Source organism: Mycolicibacterium sphagni, assembly GCF_002250655.1.
Classification (GTDB): domain Bacteria; phylum Actinomycetota; class Actinomycetes; order Mycobacteriales; family Mycobacteriaceae; genus Mycobacterium; species Mycobacterium sphagni.
The window spans coordinates 116627-141652 of record NZ_NOZR01000016.1; the positions used below are offsets into that span (position 1 = coordinate 116627).

The following is a 25026-nucleotide window of genomic DNA, read 5'->3' on the forward strand; positions in this document are numbered from 1 at the left end:
AGCTCAATCCCGCTTTTCGATGGGGACGCAAAACCGCTGCCGGAACGGGGCGAACTCGGCGTGCAGATCTTCGAGGTTCTCGCCGATATCGGTCAGCAGCGTGGTGGAGTAGTGGAACTTGCCGTAGCGATCGCCGCGGTTAGCGGCCAGGTAGTCCCGCATGGCGGCTTCGGCGTCCGCGGTGAGCGTTCGTCCGCAGAAGCCGTAGTAGCCTCGCACCGTCGCGACCGGGTCGGCGATGAAATCTGCGTAGGGGATGTGCAGGATCCGCGGATCGTCGACCATCGGTGAGCTCATCGTGTTGGCGATGCTGGCCCTGGTCATCTCGAGGTGGTTCTTCGCCTCGACTTTCAGGTCGACCGGCCCGACGATGCCGTCGAGGATATCGGCCATCATCATCGTGCGGGAGGCCGCGACCTGCACAGGGTCGCGATGTAACCAGAGCAGGGTGGCATCGGGATAGGTGTCGAAGAACTCCTCGAGCCGAAAGCCGTGGAATCCCTTCAGTACCCAGTACTTGCGCGGCCGGTTGTACTGGAACTGCTGCAGCATCGCTTTGTGGATGCGGTATTGCGCGGCCGGATCCGTCGGCAGTCCGCCGACCAGTGTCTGCATCGGCACTCGCCACCACGCGGTCGGGGTCATCACCCGAAAGTCGAAGGCCCAGGTGCGTTCATCTTCGGGCAGGCCGTCCCCAAGCATGTCGTTGTAGGGATGGCTGTGCAGCCATTTCGGCATCTTGGCATTGATCTCGCGCCAATCGGCGTCGGCTCTTGCCCGGCGCGGATCGTCGGGGCCGGCCAGTCCGGGCGGCGGCGACGGGTACATCACCTCCCAGAATCGCAGCGCTCGACCATGCGGATCCACCGACATCAGTGCGTGCATGAGCGTGGTACCCGACCGCGGCTCGCCGGTGACGAACATCGGCCGTTCGATCACCTCGTCGGCGATCGGAAATCGGGTCCGGTCGGCGAACATCTCCAGCCGCGATGTCAGCAGCCAGTGGCAGACCCGGTCGGCCTCGGCAGTCCCGTTGGCGTCCAGGCCGATACCGTTGAGGTGGTCGACGGCCAAGGCGAATCGCTCCGGCAAGGTCGGGTCGCCGAAGTCTTCGTATCCGGTCTCGGCTTGGGCGCGGGCCAACATGCCGGCGGCATCCAGGTTCATGACTGTCCTCCACACAGTGCCAACAATTCGTCTTCCGTCCTTCGCACGTTGGCCGCCGATGCCGCACTGAATTCCAGACCGGCCATGGTGCTGTAGTCCAGGATCTTCGGAACCCGAAGCCCGGCATCGACATACGACTTGATGATCCGCGCAACCTGTTCGGGCGTACCGTGCGGCACGACCGCCAGAATCGCCTCGGGATCGACGCGGCCGAGGAAATCGAGGATGCGCTCCCGTGTCATGGTCGCCGGGTCGATGTCGTGGAAACCACCCCAGTCCTCGCCCATCGGATGCTCGAAACCGCAGCCGCGCAACACCTGTGCCGACACCTGCAACAGAAAGCTCGCCACCAGCGGCGCGCGGACGATCTGCTCGATCGCGGTGTCGTCCTCGCCGATCAGGCACACTTGCACGAAACACGGGGTGATCGCCATGGGGTCGCGCCCGGCACGTTCAGCCGATTGGCGCACAGCACCGAGCATCTGCGCATAGTGCTCAGGAGTCCACGCGCCGGCAGGCCACCAGCCGTCGGCATAGCGTCCGACGATCTCGAGCATTCGCGGCCCGCTGGCGCCGATCCAGATCTGCGGGAACCGCCCCTCGTAGGGTTCGGTATCCAGCCGGGCGTGGTTGAGCTGGTAGAACTGGCCGTCGAAGTCGACGGGTCCGGGTCTATCCCACAGCAGCCGAATGACTTTCAGCGCTTCCTCGAAGCGGCTGACAGGCCTGGTGAAATCGAAACCGTACGGCACGACGTTTTCGGTCTCGCCACTGCCGAGTCCGAGGATGAATCGCCCACGCGACAGATGGTCGATGGTCAGGGCGCTCTGCGCGAGCAGGGCGGGGTGCCGCCGAACGGTGTCCACGACGCTGGTCGCCAAGGGCACGTTCGTGGTGAGGACGGCCGCCGCGGCGGCGACCGCCATCCCGTCGAGATGACGGTGCGGCGACGGCGAAACGGTGGCCAGATCGGTGAATTCCGGGGTCCACAGCGCATCCGGCCAAAAACTGACCATGTGGTCGGGCAGCCAGACCGAATGGTATCGGCCGCTGTCGAGGTCGCTGAGAACGGACAGATCCAGCGGCAGCGTCGTGCGCAGGAACGCGGCGGGCGAGACGCCCGAACCCTCAGTCAAAGGGTTCCTCGCCTTCCAGTTTCGTGCGGTGCAGCAGCCTGCCGGACGCGGGATCGTAGGGAGTCGCACGGTGCATGGTGCCGGTGTTGTCCCAGATGACCAAGTCGCCGACCGACCAGTGGTGGCGGTAGACGAACTCAGGACGAGTGGCCCAATCCCGCAAGCGGACAAGGAGTTCGATGCTCTTTCTGAAGTCCAGGTCCACCACGTGGCGGGCGGTGCATCCCAGTACCAGCGACTTACGTCCGGAGCGGTGGTTCCACACCAGCGGCAACTCACGGTCGCCGATCGCCATCATCGTCCGCAGCGTCGTGAAGCTGGGTTCGGGCTCGTAGTAGAAGAGCGTGTTCCACGCCGAGTGCATCACCCGTAGCGATTCGAGCGCATGCTTGTCAGCATCGTCGAGCGCGTCGTACGCCGCGTAGGTATTGGCGAATTCAGTGTCGCCCGAGCCATCCTGGCAGACGACCTTGCTGGACAACAACGAAGCGCGGATGGGCACCTCGTTCATGGTCCCGTCGATGTGCCAGTACAGCGATCCCTTCAGGTAGTCGGCCAGCTCGTTGATGGTGGTGTCCAGCGTGACCGAGTAGACCTGCTCACCGGTGCGTTCGGGGGCGAATGTGCCGAGCGTCCGGGTGAATTCGACCTGTTCGTCGTCGCTGAACCCGATCTGCGGGAACACCAGCACTCCACGCCGTTCCAGCAGGTCGCGCAGCGCCTCGGTGTGGACGCCGCTGAGCAGCTCGGCCTTGGTCGCACGGACCTCGGAGGCGATATTCGGATTGATGTCGACGACCGACAGCGTCATTGCCACGCTTTAACTATACCCGAGCGTATAGTTTTGCGGAACTAGCGGGCCAGCACTCCACGCAGGAAGAGATCCACCGCGTGCATCAGACGGCGCTGTTCTTCTTTGCGGCTGCGGTAGAGGCCGAAATCGGCCAGCCGGGCGGGCAGGACCTCGACCAGGGCAAGGAAATGCTCGGCGGCCAGCTCGATGTCGTCGATCTCGATGGTGCCGGCCTCGGCATGGCCCGCAAGGAGATCCATCACCTGCTGCTGGCGACTTGCCCAGCCGAGCGACTCAGCGGACAGACCGAATTCGGGGAAGCGGTGCGCTTCGTTGCGCGCGATCTTGTGCAACTGCACGATGTCGGGGTTCAGCGCCTGCCGTAGCGCGCCCTGGCCGATCGCCACCAGAGAGGTGCGCAGGTCCTCATCGTCGGTCGCGCTGGGGACGTCGACCTGGACGGCCCGGCTGAACGCCCACGGGATGACGTCGAGGAAGACCGCGCGCTTGTCCGGGTAGCGCGCATACAACGTGGGTTTGGTGATCCCGGCCGCATCCGCGATCGCGACCATCGTCGTCGCGTCGTAGCCGTTTTCCAGAAACGTCTTGACCGCCGCTTCTCGCAGCCGTTGGTGAAGGGCCGCAGCTTCGGCCTGCGTGGGCCGACCGCCCCGTCGTTCGACCGCCGGAGACAGTCTCTTTGCCATTCGCCAGAGTTTAATCGGGTTGCTCAGTGTCCCAAAGAAGGCCGTTCGCTAGCCTGTGCCGAGCACGTAGATGGAGGGAGCCGAGATGACCGAACAGGTCGCGTGGGCCGACGTCGAGGAGATCAAGAAACTCAAGGCGCGATACTGCCGCCTGCTGGACACCAAGGACTGGGCGGGTTGGCGCGAGATCTTCACCGACGACTTCGTCAGTGACACCACCCCGTCCGGCGGTGTACTCATCAGCGGCGCCGACGAGTTCATCGCGTTCCTGCGCTCAACGCTGGGCAAGCCGTCTCAACCCACCGTCCATCAGGTCCACGCCCCGGAGATCGAGCTGACCTCGCCGTCCACGGCGACGGGTGTCTGGGCGCTCAACGACATTGTGCGGCTGGCCCCGGGGATCAATCTTGCGGGATACGGCCACTACCACGAGACCTACGAGAAGACCGACGGTCACTGGCGAATCAAGACGTCCACACTGACCCGCCTGCGGGAAGATATTTTCAATCCCTTTTTCTCCCTGCGGATTTCACCGCGACTGCGGGACTCCGCGGCGCGGCTGGCACGAAAGCGAGGCGTGGTTTGATGTCGCAGCAGACAGTTTTGGTCACTGGAGCGTTCGGTCAGGTCGGTTCGCGCTGCGCGGAGATCCTGCTGCAGCGCGGGCACACGGTCGTCGCAACCGATCTGCAGACCCCGGCAACAGAAGCCGTCGCGGCGCGACTGGCGGGCGCCGGGCACCCCGGAACACTGCTACCGGTCTATGTCGACCTGCTCGACGACGCGGCGGTGGGCCGGCTGGTGAACGAGCATCCGCCCACCGCGATCGTGCATCTGGCGGCGATCTTCTCGCCGTCGTCGTACCGTAACCCGAAGCTTGCCCGCCGGGTCAATGTCGGCGGTACCGCGACGTTGGTGAAAGCCGCGGTAGAGCTGCCCGAGCCGCCCATCATTCTGCTGGCGTCCAGCGCGTCGGTATACGGATCGCGTAACCCCTACCGCTACCCCGAGCTGATCACGCCGCAGACGCCGGTAAACCCGATCGACCAGTACGGCGAGGACAAGGTGCTTGCCGAAAAGGTGATCACCGACAGCGGACTCCCCTACGCGATGCTGCGGCTGGCCGGCATCATCTCCCCCGATGCCGCGGGCACCATGAACGGCGACTATCTGGTCCTGATGCGGGCGACTCCCGGTGACAACCGGCTGCACACCGTCGATGCCCGCGATGTCGGACTGGCCTTCGCCAACGGTGTCGAGCGCGCCAAGGCCGTCGCCGGCAAGGTGCTGCTGATCGGCGGGGATGAAACCCACCTGCATACGCACCGCGACGTGGAAGACGACATGATGGAGGCCATGGGACTGGGCCGGCTGGGCGCCGGAGCCAGCCTGCCCGGCGACCCCGAGGACGATCGGGGCTGGAGTTTCACCGGTTGGTACGACACGACGGAATCCCAAGCGCTGCTGGACTTTCAAGAGCACAGCTGGCCGGAGACCGTGGCGTGGGTGGCCGGGTCGCAGAGCGGTGCCCTGCGGACCGCGCTCGGGCTGGCGGGTCCACTCATCAGGCCGGTGATGCGATTGGCGTTGGCCGCACAGCGGCGGCAGGAAGGCCGTGGACGCTACGCCGACCCGTGGACCTTCATCGCCGGCAAGTACGGCCCTGAAATCCTGGCCGGGCGCAGCTGAGCAGTCAGTTCGGGAACTCCCGGATCACCGACTCGCCGAATTCGGAGATCGATTCCGGCGCCGCGAAATCGGCGAACCACACGTAGAACCGCTGCGCCCCTTGGTCATGTAGCCGGCTGAAGTAGCCGATGAGTTCGTCAGCGCGTCCACAGACCAGGCCCGGACCGAGATGACCCCAGCGACGGCGACTCTTGTCGGTCACCGCCTCGGCGTCGGCATCCCTGCCGATGAAACCGACCATCTGCTGCACCGAAGCGCGCGCATTTACCGATGGCGGGCAGTAGCGTCGGCAGGTCATCGACATAGGTGGCCGGCAGGTTCCACCAGTCGGCGTGGTCACGGACGAGCTCCAGCATCCGGGGTCCGCGGCCACCCAGCAACACCGGAATACGTTGGCTCGGTTGGGGTTGCTGCGCAGCGTCGCCGTCCCAGTAGTTCCGCAGAGCGATCAGCGTCTGTTCCAGGGCGGCCACCCGCTCTTTCCCGGTCGCCGTGCCGAATCCGAATTTCGCGAGCTCGTCGGGCATGGATCCGGACCCCAGGCCGAGGTCGAATCGCCCTCCGGACGCCTCGGCGAGTGTGACAGCCTGTTTGGCCAGCACCGCCGGCGCGCGGAATGGGTCGCAGAGCACGAGGTGTCCGATCCGGAGCCGCTCGGTTCGGGCGGCCACCCACGTCGCGGTCGTCATCGCTTCCCAGATCGGACTGGCGGGGGCCATCGGTGTCTCGAGATGGTCGAGGAAGGCCACCCCGTCGAAGGCGCTCGCCTCGGCTGCGCGGGCCCGCAACACCAAATCGTCGATGCCCATTCGGCTTTGCGGGATGTACAGGTGCCACTCGACCATATTTCGCCCTCTCGTCTCCGTCGCGCCGATCGCAGGGTAACGTGATTCTCGCTTTAGGAGAACCGGTTCTCGAATTGTGGCGGAAGGAGCCGACGTGACAGGACGGTGCGCGGGCAAGGTCGCGTTGGTGACCGGCAGCAGCCGGGGCTTGGGTAAGGCGATCGCACAGCGACTGGCCGGCGAAGGCGCGACGGTGGTGCTGACCGCCCGCACGGCCGAGCCCGACCCGAAGTACGACGGGTCGCTGGTGCAGACCCAAGCCGAGATCGAGCAGGCCGGGGGAAGCGCAGTCGCCATCGCAGCTGATCTGTCGAGCACCGAAGACCGCGAGCGGCTGTTCGCCGAAGCGGTGGCACGGGTCGGGTCCCCGGATATCGTCGTCAACAACGCCGCGGTGACGTTCCTGCGTCCGCTCGACGGCTTCCCGGAACGGCGTTTGCGCCTGATGGTGGAAATGCACGTGGTGGCGCCGCTGCATCTGACTCAGCTGGCAATCCCCGCCATGCGCGAGCGCGGACGCGGGTGGGTCCTCAACGTCACCTCGGTCGGTGGTGACCTGCCCCCCGGTCCGCCGTTCTCCGAGTTCGACCGAAGCGCCGGGTTCGGGATCTACGGCACAGTCAAGGCCGCCCTGAATCGGATGACGAAAAGCCTTGCCGCCGAACTGTATGACGACGGCATCGCGGTCAACGCCGCCGCGCCGACCAACCCGGTGGCCACCCCCGGTGCCGGCACCCTGGACTTGGCCAAGACCGATACCGAGGACATCGAGCTGATCACCCGGACCGCTCTGGAGTTGTGTACCGGAGACCCGGCGACCATGACCGGGCGCATCGCACACACCCAGTCCTTCCTCCGCGAGATCGGCGCGTTGCACTGACCACCGAACTCCTCGACGAACTGCAGCACCGGCTTGCGCCACGCGGCATTTCGGCGCTGCGGCCGCTGGCCGGCGGGGCATCCAGCCTGACGTTCAGCGGAGACCTCGCGGGGCGCCGGGCGGTGGTGAAAGTCGCACCGCCCGGTCTGCCGCCCGTCGCCCACCGCGACGTCCTTCGACAGGCCAGGATCATGCGCGCGCTGTCGGCCACCGCAGTCCCGGTGCCGGAGGTCATCTTCGATGAGACCGGCGAACCACCAGAGATACCACCGCTGTTCGCGATGTCGTTCTCGGACGGGACGGCGGTCGAGCCACTATTCGACGCCGACGACGCCGGACCGGCGAGGGTGGTCGCCGAACGGTTCCGGCACGCCGCCAGAGCCCTGGCCGCACTGCATCAGCTCTCCCCCGCGGAACTCCGCCTCCACGACGAACCCGTCATCGCCCCGGCCGACGAGGTCGACAAGTGGTGCCGCGCCTTGAGTACCGTCGACCCGGAGCTCGCACCGGGCTGGCAACAAGCCGCCGATGCCCTGCACGCGACAGCGCCCCCTCCGGTCGGGCCGGCGATCGTGCACGGCGACTTCCGGTTGGGCAATCTGCTGGCCGACGAACGGGGTATCACCGCCGTGATCGACTGGGAGATCTGGTCGGTCGGTGACCCGCGGGTCGACGTGGGCTGGTTCCTGATCAACTCCGATCCGGACACCTACCAGCGAATCACGCCCTACCGCGGGTCCACACCGCCGGTGGAAGAGCTGATCGCCGATTATCGGAAGGCCTTGACGCGCGAGGTATCAGATCTGGACTGGTTCCAGGCGCTGGCCAGCTTCAAATCCACGGCGACCTGGTCGCTGATCGTCAAGCACAACAGGCGCCGCGCGACACCCGACCCCGCCTTGGAGGCGATGGCCACGAGGCTGCCGGCACTACTCGCCAAAGCCAGGCAGTATCTCGGCTAGCCTCGCGGAATGCCGGCGAGCCGGTCGGCGAACTTCTCCTCGGCAGCCTGCCGCAGACGTAGAAGGTGTTCGGAGGGAAACAGATCCGGCGCTGGCTCCCGATCGCCGAGTAGCAGGCGCGCGAGCGTAACCTTATGCACCTCGGTGGGCCCGTCGGCAAGGCCGAGCACGAAGGATTCGACCAGATGCTGCACGAACGGCATTTCATGCGTCACGCCCAGCGACCCGTGGATCTGCAGCGCACGAGCCGACACATCGTGGAGCACCTTCTGCATCATCGCCTTGACCGCTGAGATATCGGCCCGCACCGCCTTGTAGTCGTTGTGCTGGTCGATCTTCCACGCGGTCTGCAGAGTCAGCAGGCGGAAGGCCTCGATCTCCATCCACGAGTCGGCGATCATCTCCTGCACCAACTGCTTGCGGCTCAACGACTCACCCTGGGTGTAGCGCGAGACCGCACGCTCACACATCATGTCGTAGATTCGCCGGACCAGTCCGACGGTCCGCATCGCGTGATGGATCCGGCCGCCGCCCAGCCGGGTTTGTGCGACCACGAATGCGCCGCCACGCGGGCCGAGCATGTGATCGGCAGGCACGCGGACGTTTTCATACCGCACGTACCCTTCCCGGCCACCGCCGATCGGCTGGTAGCCAAGGCCGACGTCGCGCAGAACATTGATGCCGGGTGTCTCGCCGGGTACCACGAACATCGAATGCCGGTTGTACGGCGGGGCATCGGGATCGGTCACCGCCATCACGATGAGGAACGACGCCATCGACGCAAACGAGGAGAACCACTTCTCCCCGTTGATGATCCAGTGATGATCCCCGTCAGGGGCCGCGGTGGTGGTGAATACCTTGGGGTCGGCGCCGCCCTGCGGCTCGGTCATCGAAAAACACGAGATGATGCGGTTGTCCAGGAGCGGCTCCAGGTAGCGCTCCTTGAGTTGCGGAGTGCCGTAGTGCGCGAGGATCTCGCTGTTGCCCGAATCCGGTGCCTGCGAACCGAAGACGATCGGTGCACATTCCGACCGTCCGAGGATCTCGTTGAGCAGCGCCAGTTTGACCTGGCCGAAGCCGGGGCCACCCAGGTGCGGTCCGAGGTGGGTGGCCCACAGCCCGCGCTCTTTGACAATCTCCTGCAGCGGCGGAATCAACGCCTGCCGCACCGGGTCATTGAGGTCGTGCGACTCCTTGACGATCAGGTCGATGGGCTCACACTCCGAGCGCACGAAGTCGTCCACCCACTTGAGCTGATCGGCCCACTCCGGGTCGGTGGAGAAATCCCAAGACATACGTGTCGTCCCTTCGAAGCTATGGCCGGGTGGATCGTCGGGCGGCCGCTTCATCGGTCGCGTGGCTCAGAACCTGGTTGCGGTTCTCCAACTCCAATGCCGGGCCCAGACCCGGGGCGGCGATGTTGACCTGTAACGCCCGTTTTGTCAGCTGAACGCCCAGCGGCGCCAATTCTGCTATCCCACTGGCGATTTCGATCGATCGCGCGAGAAGTTCGCCGGGCCCGACCAGCTGGCTCAGGAGGCCACGCCGGTCGGCTTCCTCCGCGGTCACGGTGCGGCCGGTGAGCATCCAGTCGGCGGCCACCCCGGCGCCGACGATCCGGGGCAGGTGATAGCTCATCCCCATCTCGGCACCGGAAAGGCCGAGCAGAATGGCCGCGTTGCCGAAGGTGGCTGAGGTGGAGCCGATCCGGATATCGGCGGTCAGGCTCAGCGCCAGGCCGGCGCCGACACACGGTCCGTTGACCGCCGCGACGACCGCCTGCGGCAGGTCGGCCAGCGCGCGCACCAGACCGGCCATCGCCTCCTGGAAGCGCAACCGGTCGATCGCCGGGGCACTGGCTTCGAGCATGCCGGGGCCGAAATCGCGGATGTCGATACCGGAACAGAACCCTCGGCCCGCCCCGGTGAGCACCACCACACGCACCGAGGCATCCTGCGCCACCGACTTGAACGTGCTCGCGAGTTCGTCGCGCATCACCTCGTTGATCGCGTTGAGCCGCTTCGGGCGATTCAACCGGATCAGCAGCACGCCCTCTGCTGGTGCGTCGAACTCCAGCGTCTCGGTTGCCGACACCATCACACTCGCTCGATGATCGTCGCGGTACCCATACCGCCCCCGGTACACATGGTGACCAAGCCGGTGCTCAGGTCGCGCCGCTCCAACTCGTCGAGCACCGTGCCGATCAGGATGGCACCGGTCGCTCCGATCGGATGGCCCAAGGCGATCGCCCCGCCGTTGACATTGACCCGGGCCGGATCCAGGTCGAGATCGCGAATCGTCTTCAGCGGGACCGCCGCGAAGGCCTCGTTGACCTCCCACAAGTCGATATCCCCCACGGCCATACCGGCCTTGGCAAGACAGCGCTGCGCCGCTGGGCCCGGAGCGGTGAGCATGATGACTGGCTCGCTGCCGATCGCCGCGGCCGCGCGGACCCGCGCACGCGGCACCGCACCGTTGGCCTCCGCCCACTCAGCAGAAGCCACCACCACGACCGCCGCGCCGTCGACCACGCCGGAGGAGTTGCCGGCGTGATGAACGTGGTCGATACGCTCGACGGCGGGGTAACGGCTCAAGCAGATCTCGTCGAAGCTGAGGCTCTCCCCCTCCAGGCGCGCCGCACCGGCACGCTCGAACGCGGGCGGCAGCCCGGCGAGCCTGTCCAAAGTCGTTCCCGCGCGGGGGTGTTCGTCCCGATCGGCGACAATCTTGCCGTCGCCACCGCGTACCGCGATGATTGAGCGGTCGAAATGGCCCGCCGCGATCGCCGCGGCCGCACGGTCCTGGCTCGACACCGCGTACGCGTCGACATCAGACCGGCTGAAGCCTTCCAGCGACGCGATCAGGTCGGCCGAAATACCCTGTGGCACGGTGGGGTAGAGCGCCCGAAAGGCTGGGTTGCCGCCATCGATCGTCGGTGCACCCACGGTGACGTCCCAGCGTGACATCGACTCCACCCCGCCGGCCACCACCAGCTCCTGCTGGCCGCTGGCTATTCCGGCGGCTGCCACGGTCACGGCCTGCTGACCGGACCCGCAGAAGCGGTTCAGCGTCATGCCGGGGACCGTTTGCGGCCAACCGGCCAGCAGCAGCGACAGTCGGGCGATGTCGTCGCCATGCTCGCCGGCCATGATCCCGTTGCCGGCAATGACATCGTCGACGTCGGCGGGGTCGAAACCGAGGCGATCGGCGACCGCACTCAGGCACTGGGCCAACAGGTCCTGGGGATGCACTCCATGCAAGGCGCCGTCGGCGCGGCCCCGTCCACGGGGGGTGCGTACGGCGTCGAGGATGAGAGCGTCTTTGATGTTCAGCCCCTTCATTGGAATGCGGCTTCGCCAGAAGTGAGAATAATGTTCTCACGTCAGGTGTCAATGAACCGGTCGCGTGGTGGGACAAACGGCGCCCGCAACGACTTCTGCATGCCAAACTGAGCCATGAGGTTCGTCCAGTTGGGGTCGGCGATGGCGCTGGCCGCCGTGTGCGTAGCGGGTTCGACCGCTCCGGCCGGTGCCGACGACGGTGTGATGCACCAGGTCACCTACAGCGTGTTCGCCGAGCAACCGTTCCGCGCGGCCGATATCTATTACCGGGATACCGAGCCGGCGAATTGGTCGGACTACAGCCACGACCCGTACGTGTTCAGCCCCAAGGTCGAGGCCGACGTCGGGCCCACGCAGAAGTGGATCCTCAACGTCCAGCTCGCCAACCCCGACGAGTGGGCGATGGTGGCCGCTACCAGCGGTCTGTCAAAGACCCCGCCGAATTTTCACTGCGTGCTCGCGGTAGACGGAGTGGTGGTCGCGGAGAACTCCGGCCCCAAGGGCGCACTCTGCTCGCTGCGCAATTGGTGAGCTGAGTCGTCGGCCAACTGCGGCGGACCCTCCATCACCGTGAGGAAATTCTCGACGAGTTCCATGGTTTCGGCGTGGCCCGCGGTGACGCCGATCGCCTCGCCGAGCATCACCACCGTCGACAGGCCGGTCAGCAAGATCGACCACACAACCGGCGGCACCTCGGCTGGCAGCACGCCTTTGCGCTCCAGCACGGTGACAAACACCTGACGCTGATCCTCGCGGAAGCGCTCGGCATAGCGGGACATCTCGGCTCGCAGGGCCTTGCGGTGATTGGCGAGCGCGGCCATCTCCATCGTGAGGCGGCTGGCGGCGGGGTTGATGCCGAACCGCCACAGCGCCCACAACGGCTGGGGCGACGCCAGCGCTTGCCGGTGGGCCGCCATGCCCTGGTCGGCGTAGCGGCGGAAGACCTCCAGGAACAGATCGTCCATCGTGCGGAAGTAATAGTGGACCAGCTGAGGTTTGAGGCCGGCCTTCTCGGCGACACGACGGGAGGTCACCGCCGCATAGCCCTCGTCGATCAGGAGCTGTTCAGCGGCATCGAGCAGCACCATGCGATTTTTCGCGTCGGGCGCACCGATCCGCCGCGCCGAGGCCATCTCCCACCCCTGTTCTTTCCTTGACCGCCGATCAAACACGCCGATCGTACGTGGGCCGATGGGATCCAGCCTTGACCACGCACTTTACGCCATGCTAAGCAGGTGCACAGCAATCAGCCCGCTTTGGAGGAAGAACCCGATAATGACCGACTTCGCCACCGTTGACTTCCTCACCGATCAGTCGTTGGTATCCGACCCCTACCCGTACTACGACTATTTGCGGGAGCAGAGCCCGGTGTTGCGGCTAGAGCCGCACGGCTTCGTCGCGGTCACCGGGTACGAGGAGGCTCTCGAGGTCTACAAAAACCCCGAGGCGTTCTCGAACATCGTGGCACTCGGCGGCCCCTTCCCTCCCCTGCCCTTCACCCCCGAGGGCGACGACCTGAACGCACAGATCGATGCGCATCGGACGTACTTTCCGATGAACGAGCACATGGTGACGATGGATCCGCCGGATCACACCAAGGCCCGCTCACTGCTGAGCCGGTTGCTGACTCCCAAGCGGCTCAAGGAGAACGAGGACTTCATGTGGCGGCTCGCCGACCGCCAGCTCGACGAGTTCATCTCCCTCGGGCACAGCGAGTTCCTGGCCGAATATGCAAAGCCGTTCTCGCTGTTGGTGATTGCCGATCTCCTCGGCGTCCCCGAAGAGGATCACAAGGAGTTCCGCACAGTGCTCGGTGCTGATAGGCCGGAAGCACGAGTCGGCTCACTGGATCAAGCGACAATCGGCATCAACCCGCTGGAGTTCCTCGACGAGAAGTTCTGCGGTTATCTCGAAGACCGTCGCAGCAATCCCCGCGGAGACGTGCTCACCGATCTGGCGACCGCAAAGTACCCCGACGGCTCGACGCCGGAGATCATCGACGTCGCGCGCACTGCGACGTTCCTGTTCGCCGCCGGCCAGGAGACCACCGCCAAGCTGCTGTCCGCGGCCATCAAGGCGCTGGTCGATCGGCCTGACCTCCAGCAGGCCCTGCGTGCGGACCGCAGCCTTATCCCGACCTTCGTCGAGGAGTCACTGCGTCTGGAGAGCCCGGTGAAGAGCGACTCGCGGCTGGCGCGCCGGACATCGAAGGTCGGCAACATGGATATCAAGGCCGGCACCGTCGTCATGGTGCTGCCCGGCGCGGCCAACCGCGATCCGCGCCGCTTCACCGATCCCCACGAGTTCCAGGTCCGCCGCCCCAATGTCCGCGAGCACATCGCGTTCGGCCGCGGCGCTCACTCCTGCCCCGGTGCGCCGCTGGCGCGCGTGGAGGGTCGGGTGTCTCTCGAGCGCATGCTGGACCGGATGGGCGAGATCACCATCGACGAGGAGTTCCACGGCCCGGCCGGGCAGCGCCGCTTCAACTACGAGCCGACGTACATCCTGCGCGGGCTCGCCGACATCCACGTCCGGTTCACCGGACGGAACTAGACCCACGCAAAACGCCCCCACACGCTCAGCGTGCTGGGGGCGTTTTCGTCTGCGCGTGCGACGGGTTAGGGCTAGGCGTCGCCCTGTACCCACCGGGTACGTCCGCCGGATGCCACACAGGACAGGAACATACCGTCAGGCGCCTGCGCGACGGAGTTCTCGTAACCACCGCAGTCGTCGTTGAGATTCTTGATGCCGACCATCGGCGGCGACCGGAAGTAGCGCGGGTCCAACCGCCGCGGCGACCCGCAGAAGATCAGCCGCCCCCAGTTGTTGCGGGTGTCGACACCGAACACGTAATAGGTCGTGTTGTCGCATGGGGCACCGAGTTCGACACCGGGGGTGATACCCGGCGTGCAGAACGCGTCATTGCACTCATTGGCGTTTATCGGCGTCGTCGCGGGATCCGCGGAAGCCGAGGCCGGCATCAACAGCCCGGCCGTCAGTAATGCAGCAAGAACTGGCACCGTCAATCGCACCCGAATACTGTCGCACACTCGGTAACTGAATTCTCCAGCTCAGACAAGAAACTGGAAAACAATCCCCTCCGAGCAGCCCCGAAAAGCTCTGGATTGCCTCTGTGGAATGCTGGGCGCCAGTGCTAACGTCGCGCGTCGCCATGCGACCGCGATGGACGAGGAGGTCCCATGCCGGCGGGTAAAAATGAATCCGAGGCGCCCGACGCCGACGACGCGGTATCCGCCGAGGCTGCGGAGGCCGCGGCAGCTGCGGCCGAAGTCCGCGCAGAGGCGGCCCGCGCGCGCGCAAACGAGTTGCGGCGCAAGCTAGAAGCCGCTCGCGACGAAACACCGGCACCCGCGGAAACAGTGGCCGCCGCGAAACCGGAAGCCGACGAACCCGCAGTCTCGGTAGCCGAGACTGCCGAGGAGTCGGACGCGGTCGAAGAGCTTGAGCCCACACCGGATGTCGCGCCGGAAAAAAAGCGCCGGGTGCGGGCGCCACGGCTGAAAACCGTTGCCGCCATGGTTGCTGTTCTGGCGATCATCGGCTTGCTGAGCGCCACCGGATACATGGTGTGGCAACACCGCAACACCGAACAGCAGCGACACCGCTCAGCTGAGTTCGCCGCCGCGGCCCGCCAAGGCGTGGTGAACCTGATGTCGTTGGACTTCAACCAAGCCAAGGACAGCGTCCAGCGGGTCATCGACGACTCGACAGGCAAGTTCAAAGCGAACTTCGAGGACGGCTCCGATGACCTGATCAAGGCGCTGCAACAGGCCAAGATCGTCACCAAGGTCACCGTCAACGAGTCCGCAGTCGAGTCGATGGACAAGGACACCGCGACTGTGCTGGTGGCGGCGACCTCTCAGCGCACCGGTCCGGATGCGCCAAAGGAAGATCAACAGCCGCGAGTGTGGCGCGTCGTGGTCAGCCTGCAGCGTGAAGGCGACCAGCTCAAGATGTCGGATATCGAGTTCGCCTGACCGGCGAAGGAACCTCGCCAAACCCTTTCCCCGGCAATCCGAAACACGGTATTCTCCGAACACGAGAATGCCAATCTCGCAGCTCATGCAGGTTAGCTCGAGTGTGGAGGAAGCCGGTTTGAAGTCCCTCGTCATGGCCACGGCGCTGGTGGCGTCTGCGGTAGCTCTGGCTCCGCCCGCCGCTGCCCAGATGTATTTGGGCAATTACGAGCTGAGCATGCCCGACCGCAGGGACTTCCACACGTGGGTCTGGTCAGCGATCACCCCGTGCAAGCTGCCGAACACGAACACCAGCATCCCGGACTGCATTCACGTCCTCACGTTGCCGCGTCCGATCGCGAAGGCCGTGCAGAGCGACGCCGACGCATATCTGGTCAACGGCCAGTACAGCCTGACCATCGATGATCCGTTCGGGCTGCGCTGCGGCGACATCTATTACGGCCCAACAATTCCCACCCACGACGTCTACACGTGGGACGCAACGACACTTGCCGGGTCGATGGTCTCGACGTTCGACGCCGGCTGCGACGGCGCTCCTGGCGGCAGCTTCACCTACCCGTTCAGCCTGAGCCGGATGTGACGATGAATCCCACCGCACCGATCTTCGCCGCCCTCGCTGTTCTTTGCGCCGCAACGGGTCTCGCGTCGCCTGCCCTGGCCGACGATCCCCCGCCAGGCGATCCGCCTCCCCCGCAGGTATTCAACGTGCGCTACACGGTCACCGCGGACAAGCTGGTCAACGCCCGAATCTATTACCGGGACACCGATCCGCCGAGCTTCTCTGACTACAGCCACGACCCATACGTCTTCAGCCCCACCGCCGACGCCACCGTCGGGCCGGGTAAGCCGTGGGTTCTCGAAACCACGCTGACCGACCCGATCCAATGGGGCATGGTTGCCGTTCAGGCCCAGGGCTCACTCCCGCTGGCGGCCGCCGGGTTCAACTGCACCATGGCGATCAACGGAGCTGTCGTGAAAACCAATAGCGGACCCAAAGGCGCGCTGTGCTCACTGCGGAACTGGCAGTAGGCGCTACAACTTCTTCATGTAGAACGGCATCTCGATGACCGGCCACTGGTTGCGGCCGCACGAGCCGCTCGGGCCGATGACACGGTTCTCACCGGTGTATTCGGTTGAGGAGGCGTCGTAATGGCCGTCGGCGCCGACAGGGTAGATCTTGTACTCCTGGAAGCCCTCGATCGCTGATCCGTCGGCGCAGAATCGCCAGTTGGGAATCGTGCGCTTCAGGTACCACAGGCTGTTCGTGGTGTAGATCGGAGCGGACCATCCTTCGTCGCTCTGCGCGGTGCCGCTGCACTCGGTGGGTGAGATGCAGGTGGTCGAAATGGTCCAGGTGCTGCGCTCCGACGGCTGATTCTCGTAGCGTCCGTTGACTTTCGCCCAATCACCGTTGGACGACACCGCGAACGTGCCGTTGATACCCCAATCATCCGACGCCCGAGCGGGCACGGCAGAGGTCACCCCGACGACGAGGACACCCACACACGCCGCCGCCAGTGTCTGAAATCCACGAATTGACATCGACATACCTCTCTCAGCTCTGCAGCATGTCCTGCCAGGTCGTTGCCGGCTTCACGAAATTGGTCTGGCGGTAGAGCGTGCCGTCGCTGCCCATGTACTGACCCGTGCGCGTGTCGTACTTCGCCACCGCCAAGCCTGGCCCGTGCCCATTGCCGTTGAACGCACTCGGCGCGGCTTGCGGCACAGCCCCATCCGCGGGCGGTTGATCAGCAGGAGCCTGATCGGGAGGAGGACCTGGCAGGTTGATCGGGGCCGGGCCGATGTTGCCTACCGGCCCCGGCGGGCTCACGGGCGGTGTCTGGTAGATGGGCGCCCCAGGCAACAGCGGTCCCGGGCCGGTACCCGCGAAGTTCGGCGGGGGCGGATTCTCCGGCGCCGCACCTGGCGGGGGCGCGCTCACTCCTGGCGGTAGCGGCGTGCCTTGCAACGGCCCAAAGATGTTGGAATCCGGTAGCGCTCGGCTGTCGATCGGAATGCCCTGAGCCACCAGGCTCGGGTCGATCGGGGCCGGGCCGAGGACGTGCTGGCGCTGAGCCAACGGCTGGAAACCGTCGGGGTCGTTACACAGTTCGACCGTCGGGGCGCGCTTACCCGGGTGCTCCATGCACGGGTAGTTGCGCGCGCCGCGCACCGCCACCGGTGAGTCCTGAGGCAGCTTGCAATACAGGTTGTCCGGGGTGTCGATGACCGATGTGTCGGCGGGGTTGCGCCACGACGACGGCGGGAGGAACCCGACCGTACAGGCAGCGGGATCACCCAGGCCCAGCGAGAAGTCACCGTTGGGCAGGCCGGTCGGGTTGTTGGTCGGCGCGTACGTCTGGATCTGCGCGACGAACGGCGGTACCAGCACCAGCAACTGCTCGATGGAGGCGTTGTACGTCACACCGATCTGGCCGAACGTGGTCAGATTCGCCAACAACACTGGCAGCGTGGGCTTTATCTGCTCCAGCAGCTTCGACGTCTCCTGAGCGAAGCCCGGGCCGTTCTTGAGGATCGACCGGAACTGCGGGTCGTTGTTGGCCACCTGCTCGGTGATACCGGCCAGGCTCTTCGCATAGGTCCGAATCGAATCGGTGGTGTCGGCCTGTGCCTTCAGGAACGGCATCGAGTCGTCGATCAGGGAGCGGGTGTTATCAGAGATCCCGTTCATGTCCCTGGTGATGGTCGCGCCCGAATCGATCAACGAACCGAAGTCGTAGCCGGTCCCGTTGAAGGCCTGATAGGACTCACCGAGCAGCTGGCTGAGCTTGTCCTTCGGGATGCTGTCCACCAGCTTGCTGACCTGATCGAGCATGGGTCCCACGGCCTGCGGGATGGACGTGCTACCGACCGGAATGACCGAACCGTCCTCCAGGTAGGGCCCTTTGTCGTTGCGCGGCAACAACTCCACATACTGCTCACCGACCGCCGACATGCTACGCACCTCGGCCTTGAGATCGGCCGGGATCTTTGGCGACGTATCCAGCGACAACGTCGCCTGGGCGCCGTCGTCGGTGAGGTCGATCGAGGTGACCTTGCCGACCTGCAGACCCCGGTAGGTCACATTGCTGAACTTGTAGAGGCCGCCGGTGGCGGGCAGGTCGAGCTTGACGGTGAGCCGTCCCAGTCCCAGCAACGTGGGGACCTGGATGTAGGCGAACACCATGATCGCCACACCGACGATCGAGGCGATCGTGAAGATGATCAGCTGAGTCCGGACGAAACGCGTGAGCATCAGCCACCCCCTCCTGTCGGCGGAGCCGGAGCCGGCGGCGTGTTGGCCGGCGGATTAGGCTGCCCACCATAGGGTCCCGCGAAAATCGGCGTCACACCCTTGGCCGCCAGCTGGGCCTGGGTGTAGATCTCGGCACCTGGCGCCGCGATCGGCGTAGGCGGCACGAACGGCAGGATCGGACCGATATCGGCGATCGTCGAGGGCGGCGGTGCTTGCGGCGGCGGGTCGTCGAACGCATCCGGCGGTGGCGGGGTAACCCCCGTCTTCAGCGGGTCATAGGTGTAGTTCAGGTAGACCGGGTCGCCCGGAGCCGGAATCAGCTGGGCGCCTTCCTGACCCCACCGGGTGCCCAAGAACAGCGTGCGCTTCAACCGCGGAACGGTCAGGTCGACGACCGCGAACAGGTTGTAGTAGTCACCGCGGATCGCGCGGTCCATGAAGCTCTGGGTGAACGGGAAGTGGATCGCATACTCCAGCAGCGCATCCAGGTCAGGACCGACATCGGCAAACGCCTTGATGGCGGGCTCGATGTTCTTGAGGTTCGCCACCAGATCGGCCTGCGACTGGTTTACCAGGCGGTTGGCCGTATCGCTGAACGTGCCGAGTTTCTCCAAGGCCGTTGTGAGAGTGGGCCTTTCCTTGATCAACACGTCGATCGCCGGCGGGATCTTCTGCAGGGCGGCGGCGAGGTCGTCGCGCTGGCCGGCGAAGGTCGAAGACAGCCGGTTCAGCGACTGGATGATCGAGACGATGTTGTCGCGCTGCCCATCCAGGGTCCCGACGAAGGTGTCCAGCCGGGTGATCAGGTCGCGGAACTGGGCTTCGTTGCCGTTGACCGCGGTGCTGAAGTTGTGGATCACATCACCGATTTGGCCGAGTCCGCCGCCGTTGACGACGGCCGCAAGCGATGCCAGCGTCTGCTCGGTCGTCGGATAGGTCGATGATGCGTTCAACGGGATCGTCGCGCCCGGGTTGAGCTTGCCGCTCGGGGCTTGCCCGATCGGCGTACTCAACGCCAGGTGCATGGAGCCCAGCAGGCTTGTCTGGCCAACGCTGGCAACAGCGTTGGCCGGAACCACCACATCGGGCTTCACCGAGAACTCCACGTCGGCATGCCAGTTCTTGACCGTCAGCTTGCGCACACTGCCGACGACGACGTCATTGATCATCACCGGTGAATTCGGTTCCAGTGTCGAGATATTCGCAATCTCGACGTGGTAGACGCTGGCATCCGAGCCACGGCCGACAGCGCCGGGCAGCGGCAGGGAATTCACCCCCTGGAAGGCACAGGCACTGGTGGTCACCGCGACGCATGAGCCGGCGATCACCGCCCGCCTCAACGATTTCCCGCCGATCATGGCGTCCCTCCTGCTTCCGCAGCCATGGGCGGCCCACCCGGCGCAGGGCCGGGCGCGGCCCCCGTCGGGTTGAGCAAGCTCGGCAGCGACGAGATCACACTGGGGGTTTGCGCCGGCGCTCCACCGGGCAGTAGTTGGGCCGCACCCGGCGGGGTCTCCCCCGGCGCACGTCCGGTGAACGGCGGGGGTCCCGGCGTCACACCGTCGTACGCCGAGATGGCGGGCGGCGCCTCCGGCGGCACCGGCGACGGGCCGCCAGCACCCGGGGCGAGGTTCGGCTCGGAGTAGATGAGGTCCGCGGGGTTGGCGGCCGGCATCAGGTAAGGATCGATGCCCAGCGGAAGATAGTTGAAGTTCAACAGCCTAAGCGCCGGCCCCAGATACTGCTGGCAGAGCTTCGCCGTTTCCGGAGCGGTGGTGTTCTCAATGGCACCGATTGCGCCGCAGATGAATTGGGTTGGGTCGGAGAAGTTGTTCAACACGAACTGCCCCACCGCACTGCCGGCCGACGGGCTGTAGATGTTGTAGGCGTTGGTCAACGCATTGGGGGCGATATGGAGAATGTTCTCGATCTCCATTTTGTTGCTCATCAGGTTTGTGGTCACGTTGGCCAGCCGCCGGATTTGCTCGGAGGTCTGGTCCCGGCTCCCGGCGACGAACCGCTGAATGTCGACGATCGCAACCGACAGGTTCTTCAGTGCGGAGTCGAGATCGGACCGGTTCCCGTCGATCACGCTTGTCAGCGTCGCCAACCGGTTCTGGAACATGACCACCTGCTCGCTGCTATCGCGCAGGGTCGTGACGAAGGTCTGCAGGTTTTTGATGATGTCAACGATGTTGCCGCTGCCGTTGGCCAGGACGCGGGAGACGCCGGCCAGCTCGGTGATGGTCTGGCGGAGCTTGTCACCGTTGCCGTCGAGGGCATTGGCCGCGCTGTCGATGAAACGCGAGACCGACGTGCCCGAGACGCCACTCTGCGGTCCGAGATCGGTAGCCAGCCGCATGAGCTGCGCCTTCACCTCATCCCACTCCACCGGTACCGCGGTGCGGTCCAACGGAATTACCGCGTTGTCAGCCATCTTCGGCCCGACATTGTTGCGGTAGGCCGGCGTCAGCTGCACATAGCGGGCCGCGACCAGGTTCTGCGCCACGATCACGGCCTTGGCGTCGGCGGGGATCGGCACGTCACGGTCGACGTCGAGCACCAGCTTGGTCTGAGTGCCCTCGGGCTCGATCGCCTTGATGGTGCCGACCTTGACGCCCGACACCCGCACGTCATCGCCGGGGTAAATACCGGTGGAGGTGGTGAATACGGCGGAAATCGTCTTCGGGCCGAAGAAGATGTCGTGCACCAGAAACGCCGCACCCACTACGAGCAGTCCAGCCAGAGCGACTGCCAGCACCTTCACCAAACGTGATCGTGCCATCAGCGCGAACCTCCCGGAATGCCGTTGTAGGGCAAGGGCAATTCAGCACGTGGCCCTGCGTTGTCCGGCGGCTGGCCGGCGTTGACACCGCGCCGGAAGCCGAATGCGTAGTCCATGAACGGCTGCAGCAGCTCTGCCGGCTGCAGGTTCGGCACATAGGCGTTGTAGTACGGCCCGTTGGCCAGCGTCTCGCCTTCCGACAAGATGAATTTCTTCACGTTCGGCAGCATTTTGGAGATGTTGTCTTTGTTCTTCTCCAGCACCGCGACAACGGAATTGAGCCGTTGCAACGCCGGGGCCAGCTGCTTCTCGTTGTCGGATACCAGCCCCGACAGCTGCTGGGACACCGCGGCGGTGTTGGCCAGCAGGTCCACGATCGCCTCGCGCCGGTCGTTGAGCACGCCGAGCAGGTCGTTGGCGTTGAGGATCAGGGTATTGAGCTGCTGACTGCGCTGCCCCAACACCGTGGTGACGTCGGCGGCACTCTTGAGTAGTCCGGCCAGGTTCTCGTTGCGGCTGTTGAGCGATCGGGACAACCGGCTCAGACCGTCGAAGGTCGGCCCCAACTTGGGGGCGAGCTGGTCGATGGTCGCCGAGAGGGTGTCCAGTGACTGATTGAGCGAGGAGGTGTCCGTGCCCTCGGTGTTACTGGTCAGGTCGCTGACAGCTTCGGTCAGCGAGTACGGCGAGGAGGTGCGGGTCGTGGGGATCACATCGGCGGAACGCAGACTCCCGCTGCCAGCCGATTCGAGGGTGAGCACCCGCTCCCCCAGCAACGAGCCGGTCCGGATGTGGGCGGTGGTCTGCGACCCCAGCGGGTACTTGCCTGCGGTGGTGAAGCTGACCAGCGCGTCGCCGTTATCCAGCGAAATGTCGGTGACCGAACCCACTTTGATGCCGGAGATCGTCACGTCGTTGCCGACAGTGATTCCGCCCGCCTCACTGAACAAGGCCTGATGGCGCACCGAGGTGGCCAGCTGCACCAGCCGCTCGGGCTGCAGCCCGATGGCAATCACCAGCAGGATCAACACCACGCCGATGAAGCCGGCGCGGAACAGGTTTGAGTCGCGGTATTTCAGCATTAGGGCTCCGAACACCTACCGGATTCTTGTTTGATCATCGGGAACACCCCGGTCCGTCCCTGGAGATCAGTGACCCGGATGGCAAGGCCGCAGATGTAGTACATGATCCAGCTGCCATACGACCCGAGCCGGGCCATCTTGCGGTAGTTGTCGGGACCCCGCTGCAGCCCCCGGTCGAAGATGATCTTGTTGTCGTCGAGCAGCGGCGCGAGGCGGGCGATCTGATCGATATCGCCCTTCAGCGGGGCGCGAGCCTCGTCGAGAAGGCTTGTGAGCGAAGCGGTTCCATTGTCCAGCGAGGAGATCGCGGTGCCGATCGGGTCGCGATCCTGCGCGAGCCCGGTGATCAGCTTCTCGAGCTTGTCGATGGCTCCGGAGAACTTGTCGCCATCCTTGGCGAGCGTGTCGACGACCACCTTGAGATTGTCGATCAGCTGCTCGATGGTTTGGCTGTTGTCGGCCAGGGCATTCGAGAACGACGAAGTCTTGCTCAACAGCGAATCGAGCGTATCGCCCTGACCCTGAAGGATATTGATCAGCGATGAGGTCAACGCGTTGACGTCCTGCGGATTGAGCCCCTGGATGACGGGACGCAACCCGCCGAGCAGGAGGTCCAAGTCCAGCGCGGCCTGAGTGCGGTCCTTGGGTATCTGAGCCCCCGCCGGCAACACCCGGGTCGAGCCGGGCCCGTCGATGAGCTCCAGGTACCGGTCACCGGTGAGATTCAGATAACGCACTGCCGCTTTGGTTCCCGTAGTCAAAACGATGTCGCGGTCGGCATCGAAGTCGACCAGGACACTCTTGTCCGGCTGCAGATCAACACTGCTCACGGTGCCGACCCGGACCCCGGCCACCCGCACCGTATCGCCGGCCTTGAGCCGCGACGCGTCGGTGAACACCGCCGAATATCCGGAGGTCGAGCCGCTGCGGTAGTTACTGAAGGTCAGGAACAGGAACGCGGTCAGGACCACCATCACGACGGCGAACACGCCGAATTTGACGAGAGTGCTTGTGGTGCGCATCATCCCGGCTGTCCGATCTGTGCGGTGTTGCGCGGCGGACCGTCCAGCGGTCCGAACAACAGCTGCTTGAGGCCGTCGGAGTTGAGCAGGATGCCCTGGTTGCCGTACTGCCACGGGTTGATGCCGGTGTCGGTCACCAGATACTTCGACCGGTTGCCGTAGCCGATGTAGGGCAGACCCATGCACTGCGGGCCACCCTTGGCCGCAACCTTCGGCAGGTTCGACGGATACCGGTAGCGCTCAATGCCCAGCGTGAAGGCGACGTTCACGAGCACCCCGGGATCCAGAAGTGGCGGCTGCAGGCGGACGAAGTTCATCCCTTCCAGCGTGCAACTGATCGCCGAGGCGTACTCGTTGAACAATGCCGTCGTCGGAGCCAGCAGGTGAAGCACCTTGCTCAGAGCCGGCTGGTTGGTGCCGAGCACGTCGTTGCCCTGATCCGCCAGCCCGATCATGTTGACCAGGAAGGTGTCCAGGTTCTGTTGCTCATCGACGATGCTCTGGCTGAACTTGTTCGCGCTCTGCACCGTCCTGACGAGATCCGGGGCGGCGTCGGCATAGGCGGCGGTCACCGGGGCGGTGAGCTCGATATCGCGCGACATGTTCGGCAGGCTGGGCTCGAGCTTGGCCAACAGGCTGTCGAAGTCGGCCACGGTCTGGCCGAACTGCTTGCCACGGCCGGCGAACGCCGAAGAGAGCGCGCCCAGGGTCTCGTTGAGCTGCGCCGGATCGATCTTGTTCAGGATCTGCGTCAGCTGCTGAAACACCGTGTTGATTTCAATGGTGACGTGCTGGCCCTGCAGGATCTGGCCGGAGTACATGGGTTTTGGCGACGGCTGCGCCGGCGGATCGAAGTTGACGTACTTGGCGCCGAACACCGTCGTCGATTCGATGTCGGCGACGACATTCGACGGGATCTTGTGCAGCTGTGCCGGATCCATCGCGAGGTGCAGGACGGCCGCACCGTCGGGACGGGTTTCGATCGATTCGACCTTGCCGACCTGAACACCGCGCATCTTCACACGAGCATCGGGGTTCATCACCAGGCCGGCCCGGTCGGAGATCACGGTCACCGGAACGGTTTGGGTGAAGTCACCGCGGAACAGACCCACGGAGACTGCGACGATTGCAGCGACGATGAGGACAGTCGCCAGGCCCGCCACCGGACGTGCCCAGCCACGCGCACCGAAGCTATGCCCAACCCGGGCTGCCACCGGCGCAGCGTGGGTTTCGGTTTCGGATCGGTCGGATGGGCCCGGACCGAGATTTCGCGTCACGTCTTCTCTCTATCCGGACAGGTTGAAGTTGCCGTTGGAGCCGTAAATGGCTAGGGAGACCAGCAAGGTGACCGAGACGACCACGA

Annotated in this window: 25 protein-coding genes and 1 pseudogene; 9 read left to right on the forward strand and 17 right to left on the reverse strand. The window is 65.1% G+C overall.

Annotated elements, in window-relative coordinates:
* Window positions 1-3: 3 nt before the first annotated feature.
* From CG716_RS18695 to CG716_RS18710, 4 genes are read right to left on the reverse strand one after another with little or no spacing between them, the layout of a single operon-like run.
* On the reverse strand, window positions 4-1167 hold the full coding sequence (locus tag CG716_RS18695; RefSeq protein ID WP_094482290.1) for a sulfotransferase family protein: 1164 nt from the start codon (window positions 1165-1167) through the stop codon (window positions 4-6).
* Entirely contained in the window at window positions 1164-2303 is a 1140-nt protein-coding gene (locus CG716_RS18700; protein WP_094482292.1) for an LLM class flavin-dependent oxidoreductase, read from the reverse strand. The genes CG716_RS18695 and CG716_RS18700 overlap by 4 nt, the downstream gene beginning before the upstream one ends.
* Window positions 2296-3114, reverse strand: a complete 819-nt coding sequence (locus CG716_RS18705) for a TauD/TfdA dioxygenase family protein (protein ID WP_094482294.1) — start codon at window positions 3112-3114, stop codon at window positions 2296-2298. Before CG716_RS18705 ends, CG716_RS18700 begins: the two co-directional genes overlap by 8 nt.
* 41 nt (window positions 3115-3155) lie before the next feature.
* On the reverse strand, window positions 3156-3803 hold the full coding sequence (locus CG716_RS18710; RefSeq protein ID WP_094482296.1) for a TetR/AcrR family transcriptional regulator: 648 nt from the start codon (window positions 3801-3803) through the stop codon (window positions 3156-3158).
* An 85-nt stretch (window positions 3804-3888) separates the two neighbouring features.
* Here CG716_RS18710 and CG716_RS18715 point away from each other — a divergent pair, with 85 nt between their 5' ends.
* A complete protein-coding gene (locus tag CG716_RS18715) occupies window positions 3889-4389 on the forward strand; it encodes a nuclear transport factor 2 family protein (RefSeq protein ID WP_094482354.1) in 501 nt (166 codons plus the stop codon).
* Window positions 4389-5492 carry an NAD-dependent epimerase/dehydratase family protein gene (locus CG716_RS18720; protein WP_094482298.1) on the forward strand — a complete coding sequence of 368 codons (1104 nt, stop codon included), beginning with the start codon at window positions 4389-4391 and terminating at the stop codon, window positions 5490-5492. The genes CG716_RS18715 and CG716_RS18720 overlap by 1 nt, the downstream gene beginning before the upstream one ends.
* Window positions 5493-5496: 4 nt before the next feature.
* On the opposite strand, the pseudogene CG716_RS18725 reads toward CG716_RS18720, so the two are convergent.
* Window positions 5497-6337: pseudogene (locus tag CG716_RS18725) on the reverse strand (LLM class flavin-dependent oxidoreductase).
* Between the two features lie 94 nt (window positions 6338-6431).
* On the opposite strand from CG716_RS18725, the gene CG716_RS18730 reads away from it, so the two are divergent.
* Together CG716_RS18730 and CG716_RS18735 are read left to right on the forward strand one after the other, a co-directional pair.
* A complete protein-coding gene (locus CG716_RS18730; RefSeq protein ID WP_094482356.1) occupies window positions 6432-7217 on the forward strand; it encodes an SDR family NAD(P)-dependent oxidoreductase in 786 nt (261 codons plus the stop codon).
* Window positions 7214-8179, forward strand: a complete 966-nt coding sequence (locus tag CG716_RS18735; RefSeq protein WP_094482358.1) for a phosphotransferase family protein — start codon at window positions 7214-7216, stop codon at window positions 8177-8179. The genes CG716_RS18730 and CG716_RS18735 overlap by 4 nt, the downstream gene beginning before the upstream one ends.
* On the opposite strand, the gene CG716_RS18740 is transcribed toward CG716_RS18735, so the two are convergent.
* Genes CG716_RS18740 through CG716_RS18750 form a run of 3 tightly spaced genes read right to left on the reverse strand, consistent with a single transcriptional unit; the run spans window position 8176 to window position 11520 of the window.
* Window positions 8176-9474: an acyl-CoA dehydrogenase family protein gene (locus CG716_RS18740; RefSeq protein WP_094482300.1), complete on the reverse strand. Its 1299-nt coding sequence runs from the start codon at window positions 9472-9474 to the stop codon at window positions 8176-8178. The two genes, CG716_RS18735 and CG716_RS18740, sit on opposite strands and share 4 nt — an antisense overlap.
* A gap of 19 nt (window positions 9475-9493) precedes the next feature.
* Entirely contained in the window at window positions 9494-10273 is a 780-nt protein-coding gene (locus CG716_RS18745) for an enoyl-CoA hydratase/isomerase family protein (RefSeq protein WP_234817911.1), read from the reverse strand.
* 2 nt (window positions 10274-10275) lie between these two features.
* Entirely contained in the window at window positions 10276-11520 is a 1245-nt protein-coding gene (locus tag CG716_RS18750; protein ID WP_094482304.1) for an acetyl-CoA C-acetyltransferase, read from the reverse strand.
* 114 nt (window positions 11521-11634) lie between these two features.
* Between CG716_RS18750 and CG716_RS18755 the strand changes: the two genes are divergently transcribed.
* Complete coding sequence (locus CG716_RS18755) at window positions 11635-12051, forward strand: Rv2576c family protein (protein WP_165774207.1); 417 nt, start codon at window positions 11635-11637, stop codon at window positions 12049-12051.
* Here the strand turns inward: CG716_RS18755 and CG716_RS18760 are convergent.
* Window positions 11967-12653 (reverse strand): TetR/AcrR family transcriptional regulator, encoded by a 687-nt coding sequence (locus CG716_RS18760; protein ID WP_094482306.1) that lies wholly within the window; start codon window positions 12651-12653, stop codon window positions 11967-11969. The two genes, CG716_RS18755 and CG716_RS18760, sit on opposite strands and share 85 nt — an antisense overlap.
* 142 nt (window positions 12654-12795) lie before the next feature.
* On the opposite strand from CG716_RS18760, the gene CG716_RS18765 reads away from it, so the two are divergent.
* On the forward strand, window positions 12796-14073 hold the full coding sequence (locus tag CG716_RS18765) for a cytochrome P450 (protein ID WP_094482308.1): 1278 nt from the start codon (window positions 12796-12798) through the stop codon (window positions 14071-14073).
* 71 nt (window positions 14074-14144) lie between these two features.
* Here the strand turns inward: CG716_RS18765 and CG716_RS18770 are convergent, their stop codons facing one another.
* Window positions 14145-14552: a hypothetical protein gene (locus CG716_RS18770; RefSeq protein WP_165774208.1), complete on the reverse strand. Its 408-nt coding sequence runs from the start codon at window positions 14550-14552 to the stop codon at window positions 14145-14147.
* 168 nt (window positions 14553-14720) lie between these two features.
* On the opposite strand from CG716_RS18770, the gene CG716_RS18775 reads away from it, so the two are divergent.
* The 3 genes from CG716_RS18775 to CG716_RS18785 all read left to right on the forward strand — a co-directional run bounded on the left by CG716_RS18775 (window position 14721) and on the right by CG716_RS18785 (window position 16547).
* Window positions 14721-15518 (forward strand): Rv1363c family protein, encoded by a 798-nt coding sequence (locus tag CG716_RS18775; protein ID WP_094482310.1) that lies wholly within the window; start codon window positions 14721-14723, stop codon window positions 15516-15518.
* Between the two features lie 118 nt (window positions 15519-15636).
* The gene (locus CG716_RS18780) at window positions 15637-16098 is read left to right on the forward strand and encodes a hypothetical protein (RefSeq protein ID WP_165774209.1); all 462 of its coding nucleotides are present in this window, start codon (window positions 15637-15639) and stop codon (window positions 16096-16098) included.
* Between the two features lie 2 nt (window positions 16099-16100).
* A complete protein-coding gene (locus tag CG716_RS18785) occupies window positions 16101-16547 on the forward strand; it encodes an Rv2576c family protein (RefSeq protein WP_094482312.1) in 447 nt (148 codons plus the stop codon).
* Window positions 16548-16550: 3 nt separating this feature from the next.
* Here CG716_RS18785 and CG716_RS18790 read toward each other — a convergent pair whose 3' ends face one another.
* The 7 genes from CG716_RS18790 to CG716_RS18820 are packed head-to-tail and all read right to left on the reverse strand — an operon-like array spanning window position 16551 to window position 24877.
* Window positions 16551-17060, reverse strand: coding sequence for an Rv2253/PknI dimerization domain-containing protein (locus tag CG716_RS18790; protein WP_094482366.1), 510 nt, complete (start codon window positions 17058-17060; stop codon window positions 16551-16553).
* A gap of 13 nt (window positions 17061-17073) precedes the next feature.
* On the reverse strand, window positions 17074-18774 hold the full coding sequence (locus CG716_RS18795) for an MCE family protein (RefSeq protein ID WP_094482314.1): 1701 nt from the start codon (window positions 18772-18774) through the stop codon (window positions 17074-17076).
* On the reverse strand, window positions 18774-20132 hold the full coding sequence (locus CG716_RS18800; protein WP_094482316.1) for an MCE family protein: 1359 nt from the start codon (window positions 20130-20132) through the stop codon (window positions 18774-18776). The genes CG716_RS18795 and CG716_RS18800 overlap by 1 nt, the downstream gene beginning before the upstream one ends.
* On the reverse strand, window positions 20129-21559 hold the full coding sequence (locus tag CG716_RS18805; protein ID WP_094482318.1) for an MCE family protein: 1431 nt from the start codon (window positions 21557-21559) through the stop codon (window positions 20129-20131). The genes CG716_RS18800 and CG716_RS18805 overlap by 4 nt, the downstream gene beginning before the upstream one ends.
* A complete protein-coding gene (locus tag CG716_RS18810) occupies window positions 21559-22641 on the reverse strand; it encodes an MCE family protein (RefSeq protein ID WP_094482320.1) in 1083 nt (360 codons plus the stop codon). Before CG716_RS18810 ends, CG716_RS18805 begins: the two co-directional genes overlap by 1 nt.
* Window positions 22641-23666, reverse strand: a complete 1026-nt coding sequence (locus CG716_RS18815) for an MCE family protein (protein ID WP_094482322.1) — start codon at window positions 23664-23666, stop codon at window positions 22641-22643. Before CG716_RS18815 ends, CG716_RS18810 begins: the two co-directional genes overlap by 1 nt.
* Window positions 23663-24877, reverse strand: coding sequence for an MCE family protein (locus tag CG716_RS18820; RefSeq protein ID WP_410430981.1), 1215 nt, complete (start codon window positions 24875-24877; stop codon window positions 23663-23665). Before CG716_RS18820 ends, CG716_RS18815 begins: the two co-directional genes overlap by 4 nt.
* Between the last annotated feature and the right edge of the window lie 149 nt (window positions 24878-25026).